This window comes from Streptomyces sp. NPDC127129 (genome assembly GCF_042671585.1).
Lineage (GTDB): Bacteria > Actinomycetota > Actinomycetes > Streptomycetales > Streptomycetaceae > Streptomyces.
Genome location: NZ_JBHXTV010000017.1, coordinates 155,749 through 174,924, shown reverse-complemented (window position 1 = coordinate 174,924; position 19,176 = coordinate 155,749). Strand labels below are relative to the sequence as shown.

General features: G+C 73.1%; 16 protein-coding genes and 1 riboswitch. Of the genes, 12 read left to right on the top strand and 4 right to left on the bottom strand.

Annotation, left to right across the window (positions count from 1 at the left end):
• Nucleotides 1-72: 72 nt before the first annotated feature.
• Nucleotides 73-297, top strand: a riboswitch (cobalamin riboswitch).
• Nucleotides 298-325: 28 nt separating this feature from the next.
• The 6 genes from ACFVGW_RS29415 to ACFVGW_RS29390 all read left to right on the top strand — a co-directional run bounded on the left by ACFVGW_RS29415 (nucleotide 326) and on the right by ACFVGW_RS29390 (nucleotide 5,811).
• A complete protein-coding gene (locus ACFVGW_RS29415; RefSeq protein WP_352190251.1) occupies nucleotides 326-1,024 on the top strand; it encodes an energy-coupling factor ABC transporter permease in 699 nt (232 codons plus the stop codon).
• A complete protein-coding gene (locus ACFVGW_RS29410) occupies nucleotides 1,024-1,425 on the top strand; it encodes an energy-coupling factor ABC transporter substrate-binding protein (protein ID WP_385854074.1) in 402 nt (133 codons plus the stop codon). Before ACFVGW_RS29415 ends, ACFVGW_RS29410 begins: the two co-directional genes overlap by 1 nt.
• 6 nt (nucleotides 1,426-1,431) lie before the next feature.
• On the top strand, nucleotides 1,432-2,181 hold the full coding sequence (gene cbiQ / locus ACFVGW_RS29405; protein WP_385854073.1) for a cobalt ECF transporter T component CbiQ: 750 nt from the start codon (nucleotides 1,432-1,434) through the stop codon (nucleotides 2,179-2,181).
• Nucleotides 2,178-3,044, top strand: a complete 867-nt coding sequence (locus ACFVGW_RS29400; protein ID WP_385854072.1) for an energy-coupling factor ABC transporter ATP-binding protein — start codon at nucleotides 2,178-2,180, stop codon at nucleotides 3,042-3,044. Before cbiQ ends, ACFVGW_RS29400 begins: the two co-directional genes overlap by 4 nt.
• Before the next feature lie 179 nt (nucleotides 3,045-3,223).
• Nucleotides 3,224-5,245 carry an FAD-dependent oxidoreductase gene (locus ACFVGW_RS29395; RefSeq protein ID WP_385854071.1) on the top strand — a complete coding sequence of 674 codons (2,022 nt, stop codon included), beginning with the start codon at nucleotides 3,224-3,226 and terminating at the stop codon, nucleotides 5,243-5,245.
• 32 nt (nucleotides 5,246-5,277) lie between these two features.
• A complete protein-coding gene (locus ACFVGW_RS29390) occupies nucleotides 5,278-5,811 on the top strand; it encodes a PadR family transcriptional regulator (protein ID WP_385854070.1) in 534 nt (177 codons plus the stop codon).
• A 51-nt stretch (nucleotides 5,812-5,862) separates the two neighbouring features.
• Here the strand turns inward: ACFVGW_RS29390 and ACFVGW_RS29385 are convergent, their stop codons facing one another.
• Nucleotides 5,863-7,758, bottom strand: coding sequence for a heavy metal translocating P-type ATPase (locus tag ACFVGW_RS29385; RefSeq protein WP_385854069.1), 1,896 nt, complete (start codon nucleotides 7,756-7,758; stop codon nucleotides 5,863-5,865).
• A 120-nt stretch (nucleotides 7,759-7,878) separates the two neighbouring features.
• Here ACFVGW_RS29385 and ACFVGW_RS29380 point away from each other — a divergent pair, with 120 nt between their 5' ends.
• Complete coding sequence (locus ACFVGW_RS29380) at nucleotides 7,879-8,256, top strand: metalloregulator ArsR/SmtB family transcription factor (RefSeq protein WP_352190258.1); 378 nt, start codon at nucleotides 7,879-7,881, stop codon at nucleotides 8,254-8,256.
• Nucleotides 8,257-8,284: 28 nt separating this feature from the next.
• Nucleotides 8,285-9,682, top strand: coding sequence for an FAD-dependent oxidoreductase (locus ACFVGW_RS29375; protein WP_385854068.1), 1,398 nt, complete (start codon nucleotides 8,285-8,287; stop codon nucleotides 9,680-9,682).
• Between the two features lie 38 nt (nucleotides 9,683-9,720).
• Here the strand turns inward: ACFVGW_RS29375 and ACFVGW_RS29370 are convergent, their stop codons facing one another.
• Nucleotides 9,721-11,061: a DUF2252 domain-containing protein gene (locus ACFVGW_RS29370; RefSeq protein ID WP_383224984.1), complete on the bottom strand. Its 1,341-nt coding sequence runs from the start codon at nucleotides 11,059-11,061 to the stop codon at nucleotides 9,721-9,723.
• A 199-nt stretch (nucleotides 11,062-11,260) separates the two neighbouring features.
• On the opposite strand from ACFVGW_RS29370, the gene ACFVGW_RS29365 reads away from it, so the two are divergent.
• A complete protein-coding gene (locus tag ACFVGW_RS29365) occupies nucleotides 11,261-12,016 on the top strand; it encodes a GntR family transcriptional regulator (RefSeq protein WP_385854067.1) in 756 nt (251 codons plus the stop codon).
• 129 nt (nucleotides 12,017-12,145) lie between these two features.
• On the opposite strand, the gene ACFVGW_RS29360 is transcribed toward ACFVGW_RS29365, so the two are convergent.
• Together ACFVGW_RS29360 and ACFVGW_RS29355 are read right to left on the bottom strand one after the other, a co-directional pair.
• Entirely contained in the window at nucleotides 12,146-13,675 is a 1,530-nt protein-coding gene (locus ACFVGW_RS29360; RefSeq protein WP_385854066.1) for an amino acid permease, read from the bottom strand.
• A 78-nt stretch (nucleotides 13,676-13,753) separates the two neighbouring features.
• Nucleotides 13,754-14,728 (bottom strand): hypothetical protein, encoded by a 975-nt coding sequence (locus ACFVGW_RS29355; protein ID WP_383224989.1) that lies wholly within the window; start codon nucleotides 14,726-14,728, stop codon nucleotides 13,754-13,756.
• A gap of 298 nt (nucleotides 14,729-15,026) precedes the next feature.
• Between ACFVGW_RS29355 and ACFVGW_RS29350 the strand changes: the two genes are divergently transcribed.
• Genes ACFVGW_RS29350 through ACFVGW_RS29340 form a run of 3 tightly spaced genes read left to right on the top strand, consistent with a single transcriptional unit; the run spans nucleotide 15,027 to nucleotide 19,173 of the window.
• On the top strand, nucleotides 15,027-16,475 hold the full coding sequence (locus tag ACFVGW_RS29350; protein ID WP_385854065.1) for an FGGY family carbohydrate kinase: 1,449 nt from the start codon (nucleotides 15,027-15,029) through the stop codon (nucleotides 16,473-16,475).
• Nucleotides 16,472-17,932: an FAD-dependent oxidoreductase gene (locus ACFVGW_RS29345; protein WP_385854064.1), complete on the top strand. Its 1,461-nt coding sequence runs from the start codon at nucleotides 16,472-16,474 to the stop codon at nucleotides 17,930-17,932. Before ACFVGW_RS29350 ends, ACFVGW_RS29345 begins: the two co-directional genes overlap by 4 nt.
• Nucleotides 17,917-19,173: an FAD-dependent oxidoreductase gene (locus ACFVGW_RS29340; RefSeq protein ID WP_385854063.1), complete on the top strand. Its 1,257-nt coding sequence runs from the start codon at nucleotides 17,917-17,919 to the stop codon at nucleotides 19,171-19,173. Before ACFVGW_RS29345 ends, ACFVGW_RS29340 begins: the two co-directional genes overlap by 16 nt.
• The last annotated feature ends 3 nt before the right edge of the window (nucleotides 19,174-19,176 follow it).

Here is a 19,176-nt window from a genome sequence, read left to right as displayed (position 1 = left end):
GAGGCGTGCGCGGGGGCGACAGGGGTGCGTGGGGCGTGCGGGAGATCCGTCACACACCGTCCGCGGCGCCTCCCGTGTTGTGATGTAGCTGGTCAACCCACTAATGTCACAGCGCCTTGGTGTACGGGAAACCGGTGCGGTACCGGTGCGGCCCTCGCCACTGTGATCGGGAAGTCCGGCTCCATCCCTCCGGGGAAGCCACTGGACCGCCGCGGGAGACCGCGGGGGTGTGGGAAGGCGGAGCCGCGGCGGCATGACCCGTCAGCCAGGAGACCGGCCAGGGTGCGTTGTCCATCCACGAGGTGCTGGAGAGGGTCTCCCAACCATGCATATAGCCGAGGGGTATCTGCCCCCTGTGCACGCGGCCGCCTGGGGCGTCGCGTCCGCCCCCTTCGTCGTCCACGGTGTCCGCGCGCTGACCCGTGAGGTCAAGGCCAATCCCGAGTCCACCCTGTTGCTCGGTGCGTCCGGTGCGTTCACCTTCGTTCTGTCCGCGCTCAAGATCCCTTCGGTGACGGGCAGTTGCTCGCACCCGACCGGTACGGGTCTCGGCGCGATCCTGTTCCGGCCGCCGGTGATGGCGGTCCTGGGCACGATCACCCTGCTGTTCCAGGCGCTGCTGCTCGCCCACGGCGGGCTCACCACGCTCGGCGCCAACGTCTTCTCGATGGCGATCGTCGGGCCGTGGGCCGGTTTCGGTACGTACTGGCTGCTGCGCCGCTTCGACGTCCCGCTCATGGTGAGCGTGTTCTTCGGGGCGTTCGTCGCCGACCTGTCGACGTACTGCGTGACCAGCGTCCAGCTCGCGCTGGCGTTCCCGGACCCGGGCAGCGGCGTGCTCGGCGCGCTGGCCAAGTTCGGCTCCATCTTCGCCGTCACGCAGCTGCCGCTCGCCGTGAGCGAGGGCCTGCTGACGGTGCTCGTCATGCGGCTGCTCACACAGTCCAGCAAGGCGGACCTGACCCGCCTCGGGGTTCTGCTCCCGTCCCGGAAGAAGAACGAGAACGCGGAGGCGAGCGCCTGATGAGCCGGAACGCGAAGATCAACACACTGTTGCTGCTCGTCGTCGGGGCACTGGCCGTCCTCCCGCTGCTCCTGGGGCTCGGCGACCACAAGGAGGAGCCGTTCACCGGCGCCGACGCCGAGGCGGAGACGGCGATCACGGAGATCGATCCCGACTACGAGCCGTGGTTCTCCCCGCTCTACGAGCCTCCGTCCGGTGAGATCGAGTCGGCGCTCTTCTCCCTTCAGGCGGCCCTCGGTGCCGGGGTGCTCGCCTACTACTTCGGCCTGCACAGGGGCCGCAGGCAGGGCGAGGCCCGCGCGGCCGCCACGTCGTCGCGGTCCGTGCCGGCGCCCGCGCCGGCCCCCGCCTCCGCGGCCACGTCCACGGCCGGCTCCGCGGCCACGTCCGGCGACGAGTAGCCGCCGGTGCTGCCGATCGACGCAGCGGCGCACAGCAGTCGCTGGCGCCGCCGTCACCCGTGCGAGAAAGCGGCGCTCGGCTTCGGCCTGACGCTCTGCGCGGTGTGCCTGCCGCCGTGGCCGGGTGCCGTACTGGTCGCGGCGGCCACCCTGGCGGTCCTTCTCGGACCGGCCGGGGTGCCGGGGCGTCAGCTGTGGCGCGCCTTCCGCATCCCGCTGGGCTTCTGTGTGACGGGCGCGGTCCCGCTGCTCTTCGAGGTGGGCGGGGACCGGGGCCTGGTGGCGCTCGCGCACGACGGGCCCGTGCACGCGGGCGAGTTGCTGCTGCGGACCTCGTCGGCGTCGCTGGGCGTGCTGCTGTTCGCCTTCACGACGCCCGTCTCGGACGTCCTGCCCCGGCTGGTGCGGGCCGGGGTGCCGGCGCCCGTGGTGGACGTGGCGCTGGTGATGTACCGGATCAGCTTTCTTCTTCTGGATGCGATATCCAAGATCCGGCAGGCGCAGGCGGCCCGCCTCGGGCTGACCACGCGGGCGGCGGCCTGGCGTTCCCTCGCCGGGCTCGGCGCCACGGCCTTCGTCCGCGCCTTCGACCGGGCACAGCGCCTGCAGACGGGCCTGGCCGGCCGGGGGTACGACGGGACGCTGCGGGTCCTGGTGCCCGAGGCCGCGGTCTCGGGCCGCTTCCTGGCGTCGACGGCCGGCCTGCTCGCCGGTCTCGTCGCCCTCACCCTCGTACTGGAAAGGTCCCTGCCGTGAGTCCTGCACCACCTGTCTTGGAACTGGTGAAGGCCACGTTCGCGTACGAGGACGGGCCCGTCGTCCTCGACGGCATCGACCTCGCCGTGCCGGAAGGCCGGGCGATGGCCCTCCTCGGCCGCAACGGCGGCGGCAAGACGACGATGCTGAGGCTGCTGAGCGGGGGCCTGCGCTGCGGGAGCGGCGCGCTCCGGCTGGACGGCGAGGACGTCTCGTACGACCGGAAGGGGCTGACCCGGCTGCGTACGACGGTGCAGCTGGTCGTGCAGGACCCCGACGACCAGCTCTTCGCCGCGTCGGTCGGGCAGGACGTCTCGTTCGGCCCGATGAACCTGGGGCTGCCGGAGGAGGAGGTACGGCTCCGGGTCCGCGAGGCGCTGGAGGCGCTGGACATCGTCGCGCTGGAGGACCGGCCCACCCATCTGCTCTCGTACGGACAGCGCAAGCGGGCGGCGATCGCGGGCGCCGTGGCGATGCGCCCGCGGGTCCTCATCATGGACGAACCGACGGCGGGGCTCGACCCGCACGGGCAGGAGCGGCTCCTGGAGGTGCTCGGCCGGCTGCGGGACTCGGGTACGACGGTCGTGATGGCGACCCACGACGTCGATCTGGCGCTGCGCTGGGCGGACGAGGCCGCCGTCCTGGCGCCGTCGGGGCTGCGGACGGGCCCCGTCGAGGACCTGCTCGCCGACGACGGGCTGCTCGCCGAGGCCCGGCTGCGCCGCCCCTGGGGCATGGCCGTGACCCGGCTGCTGCGCGCGAACGGTCTGCTCGCCCCGGACGCGGAGGGCCCGCGCACCGCGGAGGACCTGGACGGCTGGCTCGCCGCACCCCGGGGAGCGTCGAGCAGGGCGACCCCCTGACGCACCCCGGCCGCCTCGCGCGGCACGCCGTCCCACGGCCCCCGGCGGAAGCCCGCCGGGGGCCGTGGCGCGTCGCAACGTCGCGCAGATCACTCCCCCACCCTTATGCAACTTGTTGCACAAGTTCCCTCGGCTCGTCTACAACAGTGAGGACGACACTGCGCGAGGAGGCGCCCCCCATGACCTCGACCCCGTACCCGCACCTGCTGAGCCCGCTCGACCTCGGGTTCACCACCCTGCCCAACCGGGTGCTCATGGGTTCCATGCACGTCGGCCTCGAAGAGACCGAGAACGGTTTCGAGCGCATGGCCGCCTTCTACGCGGAGCGCGCCCGCGGCGGGGTCGGGCTCATCGTGACCGGCGGCATCGCGCCCAACGAGGCCGGTCGCCCCTGGGACGGCGGCGCCAAGCTGAGCACCGAGGAGGAGGTGGCCGAGCACAAGCTCATCACCGACGCCGTGCACGCCGAGGGCGGGCGGATCGCGATGCAGATCCTCCACTTCGGCCGGTACGCCTACCACCCCGCGCTCGTCGCGCCCAGCGCGATCCAGGCGCCGATCAGCCCCTTCGTACCCAACGAGCTCACCGACGCCGAGGTCGAGCAGACCGTCGAGGACTACGCCCGCTGCGCCGAGCTGGCCCGGGCCGCCGGGTACGACGGTGTCGAGGTCATGGGCTCCGAGGGCTACCTCATCAACGAGTTCATCGCGGCCGCCACCAACCACCGCACCGACCGCTGGGGCGGCAGCTACGAGAACCGCGTCCGCTTCCCGCTGGAGATCGTCCGCCGGATCCGCGAGCGGGTCGGCGAGGACTTCATCGTCGTCTACCGCCTCTCGATGCTGGACCTGGTCCCGGGCGGTTCGACGCTGGAGGAGGTCGTCGCCCTCGCCCAGGAGATCGAGGCCGCCGGCGCGACCATCATCAACACCGGCATCGGCTGGCACGAGGCCCGGATCCCCACCATCGCCACCTCCGTGCCGCGCGGCGCGTACACCTGGGTCACCAAGAAGCTGATGGGCTCGGTGAGCATCCCCCTCGTCACCAGCAACCGCATCAACACCCCCGAGGTCGCCGAGCAGATCCTCGCCGAGGGCCGCGCCGACATCGTCTCGATGGCCCGCCCCTTCCTGGCCGACCCCGACTTCGTCGCCAAGGCCGCCGCCGACCGCGCCGACACCATCAACACCTGCATCGGCTGCAACCAGGCCTGCCTGGACCACACCTTCAGCCTGAAGATCACCTCCTGCCTGGTGAACCCGCGTGCCTGCCACGAGACCGAACTGGTCCTCTCCCCCACCCGTCTCACCAAGCGGATCGCGGTCGTCGGCGCGGGCCCGGCCGGACTCGCCTTCTCCGTCTCGGCCGCCGAACGCGGCCACTCCGTCACCCTGTTCGACGCGGCGAGCGAGATCGGCGGCCAGCTGAACATCGCCAAGCGGGTGCCGGGCAAGGAGGAGTTCGACGAGACGCTGCGCTACTTCCGCACCCAGCTCGTCGAGCGTGGCGTCGAGGTCCGGCTGAACACCCCGGTCGCGGCCGGCGACCTGGACGGCTACGACGAGGTCGTCGTCGCCACCGGAGTCACCCCCCGCACCCCCGAGATCGAGGGCGTCGACCACCCGAGCGTCGTCAGTTACCTGGACGTCCTGCGCGACGGCGCGCCGGTGGGCGAGCGGGTCGCGATCGTCGGCGCGGGCGGCATCGGCTTCGACGTCGCGGAGTTCCTGACCGACGGCGGCGAGGGCGCGAGCCAGGACGCCGAGACGTACTTCCGGCAGTGGGGCGTGGACACCTCGTACGAGACGCGCGGCGGTCTGCGCGCGCCGGAGCGGCCGCGGCCGCCGCGCCAGGTGCACCTGCTCCAGCGCAAGACCACCAAGGTCGGCGCCGGCCTCGGCAAAACCACGGGCTGGATCCACCGCGCCGAGATGAAGCACCGCGGGGTCACCATGGTCGCCGGCGCCACCTACGAGCGGATCGACGACGACGGCCTGCACATCACCGTCGACGGCGAGCCGCAGACGGTCCCCGTCGACACGGTCGTGCTCTGCACCGGCCAGGAGCCACGCCGCGGTCTGTACGAGGAGCTGATCGCGGCGGGCCGCACGGCGCACCTCATCGGCGGCGCCGACGTCGCGGCGGAGCTGGACGCCAAGCGCGCCATCGACCAGGGCACGCGCCTCGCGGCCGGGCTGTGACCGCCCCGGTGCGCCGAATCTAGGATGCGTGCATGTCCCTCCCGCACGCGATCCTCACGGCGCTGCTCGAGAAGCCGTCCTCGGGTCTCGAACTGACGCGCCGCTTCGACCGGTCGATCGGCTACTTCTGGTCGGCCACGCACCAGCAGATCTATCGCGAGCTGGGCAAGCTGGAGCAGGCGGGGCACATCCGTGCCCTGCCCGCTCCGGTGCCGGCGCGGGGGCAGAAGAAGGAGTACGAGGTACTGCCCGCGGGGCGCACCGAGCTGGCCGAGTGGGTCGCCCGCAGCGAGGACCCCAAGCCGATGCGCTCCGCCCTCCTGCTGCGGATGCGGGCGGCGGCGGTCGTCGGCGCACCCGGCATGCGGGAGGAGCTGCGCCGCCATCTCGACCTGCACCAGCGTCAGTTGGACGAGTATCTGGCGATCGAGGTACGGGACTTCCCGCCCACGCGCCGCGAGAACGAGCCGGACCGGCTGCGCCATCTCGTCCTGCGGGGCGGGATCGACCTGGAGCGCTTCTGGGTGGAGTGGCTGACACAGGCGCTGGCCGAGCTGGACCGCTGAGCCCGCGGAGGGGCCGCTGAGCCCGCGGAGGGCTGCCGGGAAGGCGGTCGCCTACGCCCCGGCCGCCGCCTTCCGCCAGGCGGCGTCGCGGAGCAGGCGCAGACCGTTGAGGCCCACCAGGACCGTGGAGCCCTCGTGGCCGGCCACGCCGAGGGGGAGCGGGAGGTGGCCCGCGAGGTCCCAGATCACCAGGGCCCCGATGCAGGTGCCCGCGATCACCAGGTTCTGGATCACGAGCCTGCGGGCGCGTCGCGAGAGGGCCACGACCGCGGGGACCGTGGCCAGTTCGTCGCGCACGACGACGGCGTCGGCGGTCTCCAGGGCCAGGTCGGAGCCGGACCGGCCCATCGCGACGCCGCTGTGGGCGGCGGCCAGGGCGGGGGCGTCGTTGACGCCGTCGCCCACCACCAGGACCCGGGCGCCCGCCCGCTCCCACTCCCGTACAACCGCGACCTTGTCCTCGGGCAGGAGCCCGGCCCGTACGTCGGTGATGCCGGTCCGCTCCGCGACCCGGGCGGCGGCGCCCGCGTTGTCGCCGGTCAGCAGGGTGACCGGGGCGCCGGTGAGGCGGGTGAGGGCGGCGACGGCCTCGGGAGCGCCGTCCCGGAGCCGGTCGGCGAGGGTGAGGACGGCGACACGGGTGCCGTCGACGACCACCTCGACGGCCGTGTCGGTGTGCGCACCCCCGGCCCTGCGCACCCGCACCTCCCGTCCCTCGACCGTGGCCCGCACGCCGTCGCCCGGCACCGAGGTGAAGTCGCTCGCCTCGGGGACGCGCAGGCCACGCGCGCGTGCCGCGGCCACCACGGCGCGTCCCAGCGGGTGTTCGCTGGGGAGTTCGGCGGCTGCGGCGAGGGCGAGCGCCTCCGGGTCGCCGTCGACGCCGGTGACGCGCGGCGCGCCCTCGGTGAGGGTGCCGGTCTTGTCGAGCGCGACCCGGTCGACGGTGCCCAGCCGCTCCATGACCACGGCGGACTTGACGAGGACACCGTGGCGGCCGGCGGTGGCGATCGCGGAGAGCAGCGGGGGCATGGTGGCGAGGACGACCGCGCAGGGCGAGGCCACGATCATGAAGGTCATGGCGCGGAGCAGCACGGTGGTGACATCGCCGCCGAGCGCGAGGGGGATCGCGAAGAGCGCGAGGGTGGCGACGACCACGCCCACCGAGTAGCGCTGTTCGATCTTCTCGATGAAGAGCTGGGTGGGCGCCTTGGTGGCGCTGGCCTCCTCGACGAGCGCGACGATCCGGGCGATGACGGAGTCGCCCGCGTCCTTGTCCACCCGTACGCGCAGGGCGCCCGTGCCGTTGAGGGTTCCCGCGTAGACCTCGGCCCCGGGGGCCTTGGCCGCGGGCAGGGACTCGCCGGTGATGGTGGCCTGGTCGACGTCGCTCGCGCCGTCGAGCACCGTGCCGTCGGCGGGCAGCCGCTCCCCCGGCCGTACGAGGACGGTGTCGCCGATCCGAAGGTCGGCGACGTCCACCGGCTCCTCGGCGCCGCCGCCCGTGAGGCGTACCGCGCGGGCGGGGGCGAGGTCCAGGAGTCCGCGGACGGAGTCGGCGGTACGGCGGGTGGCGAGCGCCTCCAGGGCGCCGGAGACGGCGAAGATGACGATGAGCAGACCGCCGTCGAGGTACTGGCCGATGGCGGCGGCGCCGAGGGCCGCGACCACCATGAGCAGGTCGACGTCGAGGGACTTCTCGCGCAGCGCCGCGATGCCCTCCCGGCCGGGCTCCCAGCCCCCGGCGGCGTAGCAGACCGCGTAGAGCGGGCCCCAGGCCCAGGCGGGTGCGCCGGCCAGGTCGAGCGGGAGGGCGAGCAGGAAGGCGAGGGCCGACAGCGCTGCCCAGCGCACCTCCGGCACGTCCCGGACGCGGGTGCGGCGGGAGGAGGGCGGGGCCTTGTCGGCGGGCGCCGCGGTCCGGGCGTCGAGCACCGGTGAAGCCATGGGTGGACACCTCTTCGGTCGGGGACGGCGGGGCCGTCGGGGAGCCGGCGGCCACCACCATAGCGGAATACATGAAGAGGTCTTCATTCATGAGTTTATCTCCGCGGCTACGATGAGCGCATGGGACACGGAGCGAACGGCGGGACGACCCCGGCAACCCACCTGGACGCGGAGTCCGCGGCCACGATCGCCGCCACGCTCCAGGCCCTCGCGACGCCCTCGCGGCTGATGATCCTCACCAAGTTGCGGCAGGGACCGTGCGGAGTGACGGAACTGGCCTCCGCCGTCGAGATGGAGCAGTCCGCCGTCTCCCACCAACTGCGCCTGCTGCGCGCCCTCGGCCTGGTGACCGGCGTCCGGCAGGGCCGGCGGATCGAGTACAGCCTCTACGACAACCACGTCGCCCAACTCCTCGACGAGGCCGTCTTCCACATCGAGCATCTTCGCCTCGGCGCGCGCGATACCCCCAGGGAGAGCGTGGATACTGGGACCTCGTAGACCGATCGACTACGGGGAAAGGGCGGGGATGACCGACGAGTTGGGGCGCCGCGTGACACGTCACGCGGTGGTCATCGGGGGAAGTCTCGCGGGCCTGCTGGCGGCACGCGTACTCAGTGAACACGCCGAGAGGGTCACGGTCGTCGAGCGCGACCGCTTCCCGGAGGGGCCGGACGCCCGCCCGGGCGTCCCGCAGTCCCGGCACGTGCACGTACTGCTCGACGCGGGGCAACAGGCCCTCGACGACCTGCTCCCCGGTCTCACGGGTGAGCTGCGCGAGCTCGGCGCCCCCCGGGTGGGGATGCCCGAGGACATGATCCAGTGGCAGAACGGGCGCTGGTTCAGCCGCCTGCCGGCCACCACCCATCTCTACACCGGGCCCCGGGCCCAGTTGGAGTGGCTGGTGCGGCGCCGGGTGCTGGCCGACCCCCGTATCGAGACGGTCCAGGGCACCGAGACGATCGGGCTGATCGGTGACGCGTCGCGGGTGCGGGGCGTACTGCTCCGTGAGCGGGGGGCGGGGAACACGCGGGAGAGCCGCACCCTGAAGGCCGATCTGGTCGTCGACGCCTCGGGCCGCGGCACGCACGCCCCGGACTGGCTCGCGGCGATCGGCGCGGAGGCCCCGCACGAGGAGACGATCGACACCGGTCTCGCGTACGCGACCCGGATGTACCGCGGCGCGGCCGACCCGGGGACGGACGCGGCGGGCTTCAACGTCGTCCCCAACCCCGAGCAGGTCTACGGCGGTGTCGTGCTGCCCATCGGGGACGGACTCCATCTGGTCACCCTGTCCGGGCTCAGGGACGACCGGCCGCCCACCGACGACGCGGGGTTCGAGGCCTTCGCCACGAAGCTCCCGCACCCCGTCCTGAGCGAGTGGATGGCCAAGGCCACGCCCGAGTCGTCGGTGCACGGCTTCCGGCAGACGGCCAACATCCGCCGCCGGTACGACCGTCCGGGCCGCCGGCCGGCGGGCTTCCTCGCCACCGGCGACGCGCTGTGCGCCTTCAACCCGATCTACGGACAGGGCATGACCGTCGCCGCGCTGAACGCGGTCGCCCTGCGCCGGGCGCTGGCCGACCTCCGTACGACGCCGACCACCCGCGCGGTCCAGAAGGCGGTGCTCGACTCCTCGAAGCAGGCCTGGGACATCTCGGCCGGCGCGGACCGGAACATGCCGGGCGCCACGGGCAACGCGACCGGGTCGCGCGCGATGGACAGGCCGGTGGGCTGGTACATGCGGCGACTGCAGCAGCGGTACGGCGGGGATCCGGTCGTCGGGGCCGCCTTCCGCTCGGTCCTGACGCTCACCGCTCCGATGACCTCGCTCTTCGCCCCGCCCGTGGCCCGGGCCGTGCTCTTCGGCCCGGTGCCGCGGACGCCGGCCGAACCGCCCATGCGGCGCGGAGAGCAGGACGTGTGACGGCAGCGGACGTGTGACGGCGGCGCGGGGCCGGTCGTTCACACGCCCGGCGCCGCCGTGATCACGCCCGCGGCGATCGCCGCGCTCAGGGCCGCGTAGTCGTCGGCGTTCTGGTTCGCGTACCGCATCGCGAAGTCGGCGACGGCGCGGTCGAACACGTCCGAGGAGCCGAGGTAGGAGGCGATCGCGATGCGGTCGCCCGAGCGGGCGTGCGCGCGGGCCAGAGCACGGCCGCAGAGGCCGGCGTACGCGCGGAGCATGGAGGGGGTCATGGTCTCCACCTCGGCCGAGCCCTTCATGTCGCGCAACTGACGCCAGTAGAAGTGTCGTTTCTCCGGCCCTGTCATCCAGCCGAGGAAGATGTCGCTCGCGGCCTGCGTGAGGCGCTGGCCGCGGACGACCCGCTCGCCCTGGTGCGCGTACATGCTGGACGACAGGTACGGCTCCAGGACCGACCGGCCCGCCTCCTTGATCTGGAGCATCAACGGATCGCCGTCGTCCCGCCCTTCGAGCAGCAGGATGAAGCAGCGGGTACCGACGCTGCCGACGCCGACGACCTTCCGGGCGGCGTCGACGAAGTGGAACCGGTCCAGGAGCATGCGGCGCTCCTCAGAGAGGGAGCTGCGGTAGTCGCTGAAGATCTTGCCGAGGCTGACGCGGTCGAGGCCGACGGTCCGCTCGAGCAGTGGCGGGTCCTCGACGATGCGCCGGACTCCGCTCGCGTCCGGGGCGGTGAGCTTGCCGAACGCCTGGAGGCTGGTGCGGCGGCGGGCGTGGGCGAGGCGGTCCGCGAGCATGGCGCGCCGGTCCCTGCGGACCAGCGGCGCGAGGTCGTCGACGTCGATCCGCTCGTACCAGACGGCGAGCTCACCGAGGCCGGAGAGACGGCGCATGGCGATGCGGTACGCCTCGGTGGCGACCAGGGCCGCGCGGTGGGCCTTGGCCTTGGTGGTGCCGTTCTGGAGGGAGGCGACGGCGACGCTGGCGGCGAGCCTCTTCACGTCCCACTCGAAGGGACCCGGCAGCGTCTCGTCGAAGTCGTTGACGTCGAACAGAAGCGCCCGTTCGGGTGACGCGAAGACGCCGAAGTTGAGGAGATGGGCGTCGCCGCAGAGCTGCACCGTGAGACCGGTGTGGGGTTGCGCGCCGAGGTCGGCGGCCATGACGGCCGCGGCGCCGCGCAGGAACGCGAACGGCGAGACGGCCATCCTGCCGTACCGGATCGGGACCAGTTCGGGCACCCGGTCGACGGCCTGCCGCTCCAGGACGGTCAGCGGGTCAGGGCGCTGCGACGAGGGTATCCAGCGGCCGTGCGAGGACCGCGCCACGTTCTTGCGGGCCGTCTTGCCCTTCTCGGCCCGTGCCGCCGGTGTCGTCATCCGGCCTCACCCGCCTCTTCCGCAGCCACTGGGGGTTGTGACTCATTACAAGGTCAGAGCGGTCCGCGCGCACCTCGGGGCGGTTCCGGATTCGGCCACACCCTTCGCCCCCTCTTCCTTAATGGTTTAGACCAATGATAGGAATTGATCACCCCCGCGAATCAGACTGTCACGCTGAGCAATAGAGAGGGGTTGGAACATGACCGAGACCGAACCCGAGCAGGATGCGGCGGTCCCGCTCTACCTGAAGGTCGCCGCAGCCCTGCGGGGCGACCTCGCCGACCGGCACATCGCACCGGGAACGCGGCTCCCGTCCGAGCGGTCCCTCGCACACCGCTACCACGTCAACCGGCAGACGGTCCGCAGCGCGCTCCATCTGCTGCGCGAGGAGCGGCTCGTCGTCACCGACCGGCGCGGCACGTTCGCCGCGGGCACCGAACACGAGCCGCGCGTACCGGCTCTGACCATCCGCCGGCAGCTGTTCCCCGGTGGGGCCGACGCCGCCGACGCCCTGGTGCGCGCCTCACTGATGTGGGAGGCGCCGCCGGCCGGACTGGTGGGACGGCTCGGGCTCGTACCCGGCGAACCGACCCTCGTCCACCGGCACGTCGTCCTCTCCCCCGGCGGGAACCCGGTGCAGCGGTCGGTGTCCTGGTTCTCCCGGGCCGCCCTCGCCGAGATCCCCCAGCTCGCGAAGTACCGGCGGACCCGGGGCTCCTCCACCCTCCAGCCGGACCTGCGCCTGCTCTACCACTGGATGCACCAGGCCGGACTCCGGCTCACGCGACGGGAGTCCATCGCCGTGCCGCCCGCCGCCATGGCGGGGGTCGGGGGCGGCGCGCCCCGGCTGGCCGTGCACCGGGTGGTGTGCGACCAGCACGGGCACGCGCTGGAGATCACGGACATCGACTGTGCGGCGCAGGGGGTCTCCTGGACGTACGAGTTCAGCGGATAGGGCGGGGACGGGGACGGGATCCACCGCACTGGATCCAATATCCGATGCCCGATATCCAATGTCCGATACCCAGGATCAGTTCATCGGTGATCCGCGATCCGTGATCCGTGATCCGTGATCCGTGATCCGTCAGACGATCCCCTCCGCGATGTCCGCCTCCTCGCGGGCCGTTCCGTACGCCGACGGCGTGCCGTACGAGCGCCGCGCCACGTACCACCACACGCTGGACAGCACGAGGACGACGGCCAGGGCGATGACCGCGTAGTTCATCGAGTCGATCGTCACCGGTGACTTCTGCGGCAGGCAGAAGAGCACCGTGACGCCGGCCACCCAGATCACGGCGATCCAGCCGATCGGACGACTCCAGCGCCCCAGGTTCCAGGGCCCCGGGACGAACCGCTTGCCCGCGCGCAGGCGCAGGTAGATCGGGATCGCGTAGGCGGGGGTGATGCCGATGACGTTGATCGCGGTCACGGCACCGTAGGCGGTGGCGGAGTACAGCGACGGCACGGCGAGGAGCGCGGCGACGCCGACCGCGAGCCAGACCGCCGGAACCGGAGTCTGCGTACGGTGGCTGACCTTGCGCCAGAGCGTCGACCCCGGCAGGGCGTTGTCGCGGCTGAAGGCGAAGACCATGCGGCTGGCTGCGGCCACCTCGGCGTTGCCGCAGAAGAGCTGGGCCACGATCACCACGAGCAGCAGCGCGGCGGCGCCGCCCGAACCGAGCGCGTCGAGCAGGATCTGGGCGGGCGGGACGCCCGTGGCGCTGTTCTGGGTGCCCGCGTAGTCCTGGATCGCGAAGGTCAGTCCGGCGAGCAGGGCGAATCCGGCGATCCAGGAGACCCAGATGGCCCGCACGATGCCCTTGGCGGCGCTGACCGAGGCGTTGGAGGTCTCCTCGGAGAGATGGGCGGAGGCGTCGTAGCCGGAGAAGGTGTACTGGGCGAGGAGCAGGCCGACGGCCGCGACGTAGAACGGGTTGGCCCAGCCGGTGTCGTTGACGAACTCGGTGAAGACGAACTCGACCGACTGGTGGCGGTCGGGGACGAACGCGAGGGCGCCGACGATCAGCGCCACGCCGCCGAGGTGCCACCAGACGCTGACGGAGTTGAGCACGCTGACGAGCCGTACGCCGAAGAGGTTGAGCACGGCGTGCAGCAGCAGGATCGCGAGGAAGATCAGGAAGGTGGACCCGGCCGTGGGCACGATGCCCCACTGGAGGTTGAGGAAGGCGCCGGTGAACAGGGCGGCTCCGTAGTCGATGCCGGCGATCGCGCCGAGCAGCCCCAGGAGGTTGAGCCAGCCGGTGTACCAGCCCCAGCGGCGGCCGCCCAGCCTGTCCGCCATGTAGTAGAGCGCGCCGGAGGTCGGGTAGGCGCTGGTGACCTCGGCGAGCGCGAGTCCGACGCAGAGCACGAAGAGTCCGACACCGGCCCAGCCCCACATCATCACCGCGGGCCCACCGGTGCCGAGGCCGAAACCGTAGAGCGTCATGCAGCCGGAGAGGATGGAGATGACGGAGAAGCTGATGGCGAAGTTGCCGAAGCCGTCCATCCGGCGGGCGAGGACGGGCTGGTAGCCGAGCTCCCTCAGCCGGGCGGCGTCGTCGTGGCGGCCGGCGGGGGGTTTGCGTGTCTCGTCGGGGACGGTGCGGGACATGCCGGTACCTCCAGGGGGTGGGGGGCGCGGACGAGCGGGTCCTGCTCGGGCGGGGCGCCGGGGGCGTGGCCCCGGCGGTCATGGTTCGAGACAGCGGGCGCGGGCGCGCACGAAGACGTCCGTGGCGAGGTCGCGGTCGTCGGGGCGGTCGGTGCGGTAGGCCCAGGGCAGCACGGTGTAGTAGGGCCCGAGGGCTTCGAAGACGCGGGCGGCGTCGGTGAAGTTCTGGGCGCCGAAGAGGGCGTGCGCCAGGTGGTTCAGGTCGAGGAGGGAGGCCTCGTCGGTGGCGCAGAAGAGGAACCAGTGGTGCAGGGCCCGCTGGGCGTCCCGCAGGGCGTCCTCGGCGACCCAGTGCAGGTCGAGCGCGTGCTGGTGGCCGCGGTCCCGTCGGTAGCGCTCGACCCGTACGTAGAGCGGCAGTGCGTGCAGGGCGGATCCCGTGGGGGCGGAGGCCGACGCCCACTGGGCGTAGTTGACGGCCTCGGAGAGCGAGCCCGCGTGCCGGGCGTAGAGGAACTGCAGCATCCGGTGGTGGGCCTCGCGGTTCTGCGGGTCGCGTCTGTCGACCTCGGCGAGGAGCCCCCAGGGGCCTGGCGGGAGGAGGGGGGCGGGCGGCGTGAGCCGGTGCTCCGCCATGCGCTGCCGGTCGTCCAGCGCGGCGAGGGCGAGGAGGCAGATCCAGGGGACGGGGTCGGCGGGGGCCCGTTCGGAGGCGTCGCGGCAGGCGGTCCAGGCCTCCTGCCAGAGTTCGCGGGTACGGGGGTGGCCGCCCCGGTGGGCGCGTACCGCCCGTTCGACGGCGACGCGGGTGGACATCACGGTGGCGGAGACGCTGTCCGGCTGCTCGGTCCGCCAGGTACGGACGACGTCGCCGGCGGCGGCGACGGTGGCGAGCACCTGGGTTCGGCGCGTCCAGTCGGCCCAGCCGGACGTCTCGTCGAGTAATCGCGCCGTGGACACCCAGCGGCCGGTCCGCAGGTCCTGGACGGCGTGGCGCAGGGCGTGGTCGTGGCCCGCCGGATGGTAGACGGGCCGGAAGCCGTGTCCGGCCATCAGGGAGCGGGGCGTGCGGTGGGTGACATGGGTCCTCGGTGGGTGAAGGGGGTGGTCAGTCCCCCGATGGGCATCCCGGGCCATTGATCGGCGATCACTATAGGGTCCGTTGGACGAGAGCGATCCACTTTCGGATCTGACCGTAACTATCCGGCCCCGGACCGAATATGAACATGCGTCACCTCTTCCGCCGAAGCCGACGGAGCCGCCGCGAGCGGCTTGACGGAAGTGAGCGCGTGCACCAGTCTTGCCGGTTCCGCGATCAAGGCAGCTGCCCCTTCGAGGACGGGAGTACGAGATGACGGGCCCGGTGCTCGCCGTCGACCAGGGAACGTCGGGGACCAAGGCGCTCGTCGTCTGCCCCGAGCGGGGTGTCATCGGGACCGGCTCCGCGCCCGTGCGGCCCCGCTACCTGCCCGGCGGTCTCGTCGAGGTCGATCCGGCGGAGCTGTACGGCTCCGTGGTCGCCGCCGGCCGGGCCGCCCTCGCCGAGGCGGACACCCCGGTCGCGGCCGTGGGTCTGGCCAACCAGGGGGAGACCGTCCTCGCGTGGGACCCGGCGACGGGCGAGCCGCTCACCGACGCGATCGTGTGGCAGGACCGCAGGGCAGCAGACATCTGCACCGAACTCGCCTCGCACGCGGAGGAGTTGAGGCGACGGACCGGACTGCCGCTCGACCCGTATTTCGCCGCTCCCAAGATGGCCTGGATCCGTCGGCGTCTCACCGGAGCGGGCGTCGTCACCACGAGCGACTCCTGGCTCGTCCACCGGCTCACGGGCGAGTTCGTCACCGACGCCGCGACGGCGGGCCGGACCGGTCTGCTCGATCTCGACACGGTGTCCTGGTCCGCCCCGGCCCTCGGCCTCTTCGGCCTCGGCGGTGAACGGCTCCCCCGCGTGGTCGACGCCGACACGCGCGTCGGGACCACGACCGCCTTCGGCCCGGCGATCCCGCTGACCGGGCTCCTCGTGGACCAGCAGGCGGCACTCCTCGCCCAGAGCGTCACCGCGCCCGGTGCGGCCAAGTGCACCTACGGGACGGGGGCGTTCCTGCTGGCGCAAACAGGGGCGACTCCGCTCCGGGGCGACTCGGGGCTCGTCAGCTGTGTGGCGTGGCGGCTCGCGGGCCGGACGAGCTACTGCCTGGACGGCCAGGTGTACACGGCCGCGTCCGCCGTCCGCTGGCTCACCGACCTCGGGGTGATCTCGGGAGCAGGAGACCTCGACACGGTGGGCGGCACGGTGCCGGACAGCGGCGGTGTCACCTTCGTCCCGGCGCTCGCGGGCCTCGCCGCGCCCTGGTGGCGGGGCGACGTCCGGGGTTCCCTGCACGGCCTGGGCCTGGACACCACCGCCGGGCACCTGGTGCGGGCGCTCTGCGAGGGGGTCGCCGCGCAGGTCGTGGAGCTGGCCCGCGCGGCCGCCTCCGACCTGGGCCGGCCGCTGACCACGCTGCGTGTGGACGGCGGGCTCACCCGCTCCGCGCTGTTGATGCAGACGCAGGCGGATCTGCTCCAACTCCCCGTCGAGGTCTCCGCGTTGCCCGACGCCACGGCGCTCGGGGCCGGCGCGGTCGCACGGCTCGGGCTCGATCCCGGTCTCGCCGTCCACGACGCCGTACCGGAGTGGAAGCCGTCCGCCGTCTACGAGCCCGCCGTGACCGGGACGGAGGCCGCCGGGCGTCTGGAGCGGTTCCGTTCCGCCGTGACGGCGCTCCTCGACGGCGGGGGGTCGTCGCCCGCATGACGTCGGAACCACGTCCCGGGACCGTCACCCGCAGGGGCGCGCTGCCGGACACCTCGGCGTCCGGCGCGGCGTACGACGTCGTCGTGGTCGGCGCCGGGGTGGTCGGCTGCGCGCTCGCGCGCGAGCTGGCCCGCCGGCCTCCGCGGGTGGCGCTGGTCGAGGCGTCCGGCGACGTCGGAGACGGAACGTCCAAGGCCAACACCGCCATTCTGCACACCGGTTTCGACGCCGTGCCGGGTTCGCTGGAGGCGCGGCTGGTACGGGACGGCCGGCGCCTGCTGGCCGACTACGCGCAGGAGACCGGCATCCCCGTCGAGCCGGTCGGCGCGCTGCTCGTCGCCTGGGACGAGGAGCAGTCGGCCGCGCTCCCCCGTCTCGCCGAGAAGGCCGGACGCAACGGGTACCGGTCCACGCGCGTCCTGGGCCCCGGGGAACTGCGCGCGCGGGAAGCCCGACTGGGACAGGGGGCGCTGGGGGCGCTGGAGGTCCCGGACGAGTCGGTCGTCTGCCCGTGGACGACGACGCTCGCGTACGCCACGCAGGCCGTGCGCTCCGGGGTCGACCTGCATCTCAACTGCCGTGTGGAGAGGGCCGATCCGGGGCGCGACACCGACACACCGCATCGGCTGGTCACGCCGCGCGGAGTGCTGCGGGCCCGCTATGTGGTCAACGCCTGCGGCCTCTACGCCGACCGGTTCGACGCGCTGTTCGGCCGGGCGGACTTCACGGTGACGCCCCGGCGCGGGCAGTTGATCGTCTTCGACGCGTTCGCCCGCTCGCTCCTGCGGCACATCCTGCTGCCGGTGCCCGGCGCGCTCGGCAAGGGCGTGCTCGTCGCGCCGACGGTGCACGGGAAGGTCCTGCTCGGTCCGACGGCCGAGAACCTCGACGACCGCACGGCCACCGAGTCGACGGCGGAGGGCCTGGAGGGCTTGCTCGCCCAGGGCCGCCGTATCCTGCCCGCGCTCCTCGACGAGGAGGTCACGGCGGTCTACGCGGGACTGAGGGCCGCCACCGAGTACGACGACTACCGGTGCGCCGCGCATCCCGGGCTGCGGTACGTCACGGCGGGCGGTATCCGGTCCACCGGTCTGACCGCCTCCCTGGCGATCGCCGCGCACCTGGTGGAGCTGCTCGCGGAGAGCGGGCTCGCCCTCGGGCCGGAGCGGCCGCTCGCCCCGGTCCGGATGCCGAACCTCGGCGAGGCGTCTCCGCGCCCGTACCGTGATGCCGAACTGATCGCCCGTGATCCGGAGTTCGGCTCCGTCGTCTGTCACTGCGAGCGGGTGACCCGGGGCGAGATCCGGGACGCGCTGGCTTCGACCGTTCCCCCGGACTCGCTGGACGGGCTGAGGCGCAGGACGCGGGCGCGGGGCGGCCGGTGCCAGGGATTCTCCTGCGGGGCGGCGGTCCGGTCGATGTTCGAGGAGGCGAGGCCGTCGTGGCCGGAGCGGTGAACCGGGTCGTCGACGTGCTCGTGATCGGTGCGGGGCCCGCGGGTCTGGCCGCCGCCGCACGGCTCGCCTCCGCCGAAGGCGGCCGGTACCGGATCGAGGTCCTGGAGCGCGAGCGGGAGGCGGGCGGCGTGCCGCGTCACTGCGCCCACGGCGGTTTCGGCCTGTCCGACTTCGGGCGGCCGCTGGACGGCCCGGGTTACGCCCGCCGGCTGGCCCGTGCGGCGGTCCGGGCCGGCGCCACCCTCCGTACGGGCGTCTCGGCCACCGGCTGGGCGGGGCCGCTCACGCTGGACGTCACGGCCCCGGCGGGCCTGGAGCGGATCACGGCGCGGGCGGTGCTCCTGGCGACCGGCGCGCGGGAACGGCCGCGCAGCGCACGGCTGGTGCCAGGGACACGGCCCGCCGGCGTGCTGACGACCGGCGAGCTCCAGCAGTCCACCCATCTGTACGGAGTGCGACGGGAACGCCTCGGACGGCGCGCCGTGGTGATCGGTGCCGAGCCGGTGGCCCATCACGCGGTGCGGGTGCTTCGCGGGGCCCGGGTGGACGTGGTGGGGATGGTGACCGAACAGCCGCACGTCCCCCGGCGGTTCGGGGGCCTGGCCCAGCCGCCGCTGCTCACGGGGACGACGGTGGCCGAACTGCTGGGCAGGGGCCGCCTCGCGGGGATCCGGGTGCGTCACGCCGACGGCCGGACAGGCACGATCCGCTGCGACACCGTCGTGTTCACCGGCGACTGGATCCCGGACCACGAACTGGCCCGGTCCGGCGGGGTGCCGCTGGACTCCGGTACGCGCGGACCCGCGGTCGACGGTGCCTTCCGCACCGCGTCGGCGGGGGTCTTCGCGGCGGGCAACGTGCTGCGCGGCGTCGAGCCGGCGGGTGCGGCGGCGGCCGAGGGGCGCGGTGCGGCCGATGCCGTACTGCGGCATCTGTCGGGAGAGCCCTGGCCCGTCTCCTCGGTGCCGTTGAGGTCGGAGGACCCGGTGGCGTGGGTGGCGCCGAACCGTGTCGTCGGCGGGGTGGCCGGGGGGCCGTTCCTGGTGCGCGTCCGTGAGCCGCTGACCCGTCCGTTGGTGGAGGTCGTTCAGGACGGCCGGGTGCTCCACCGCACCCGGCTCCTGGGTACGGCGTGGCCGCACCGTTCCGTACGACTGTCCGCCGTGTGGGCCCGCGAGGTCGATCGAGCGGGGGGACCGGTGGACGTGCGGGTCGGCCCGGGAACTCCCGAACGCGCATGAACC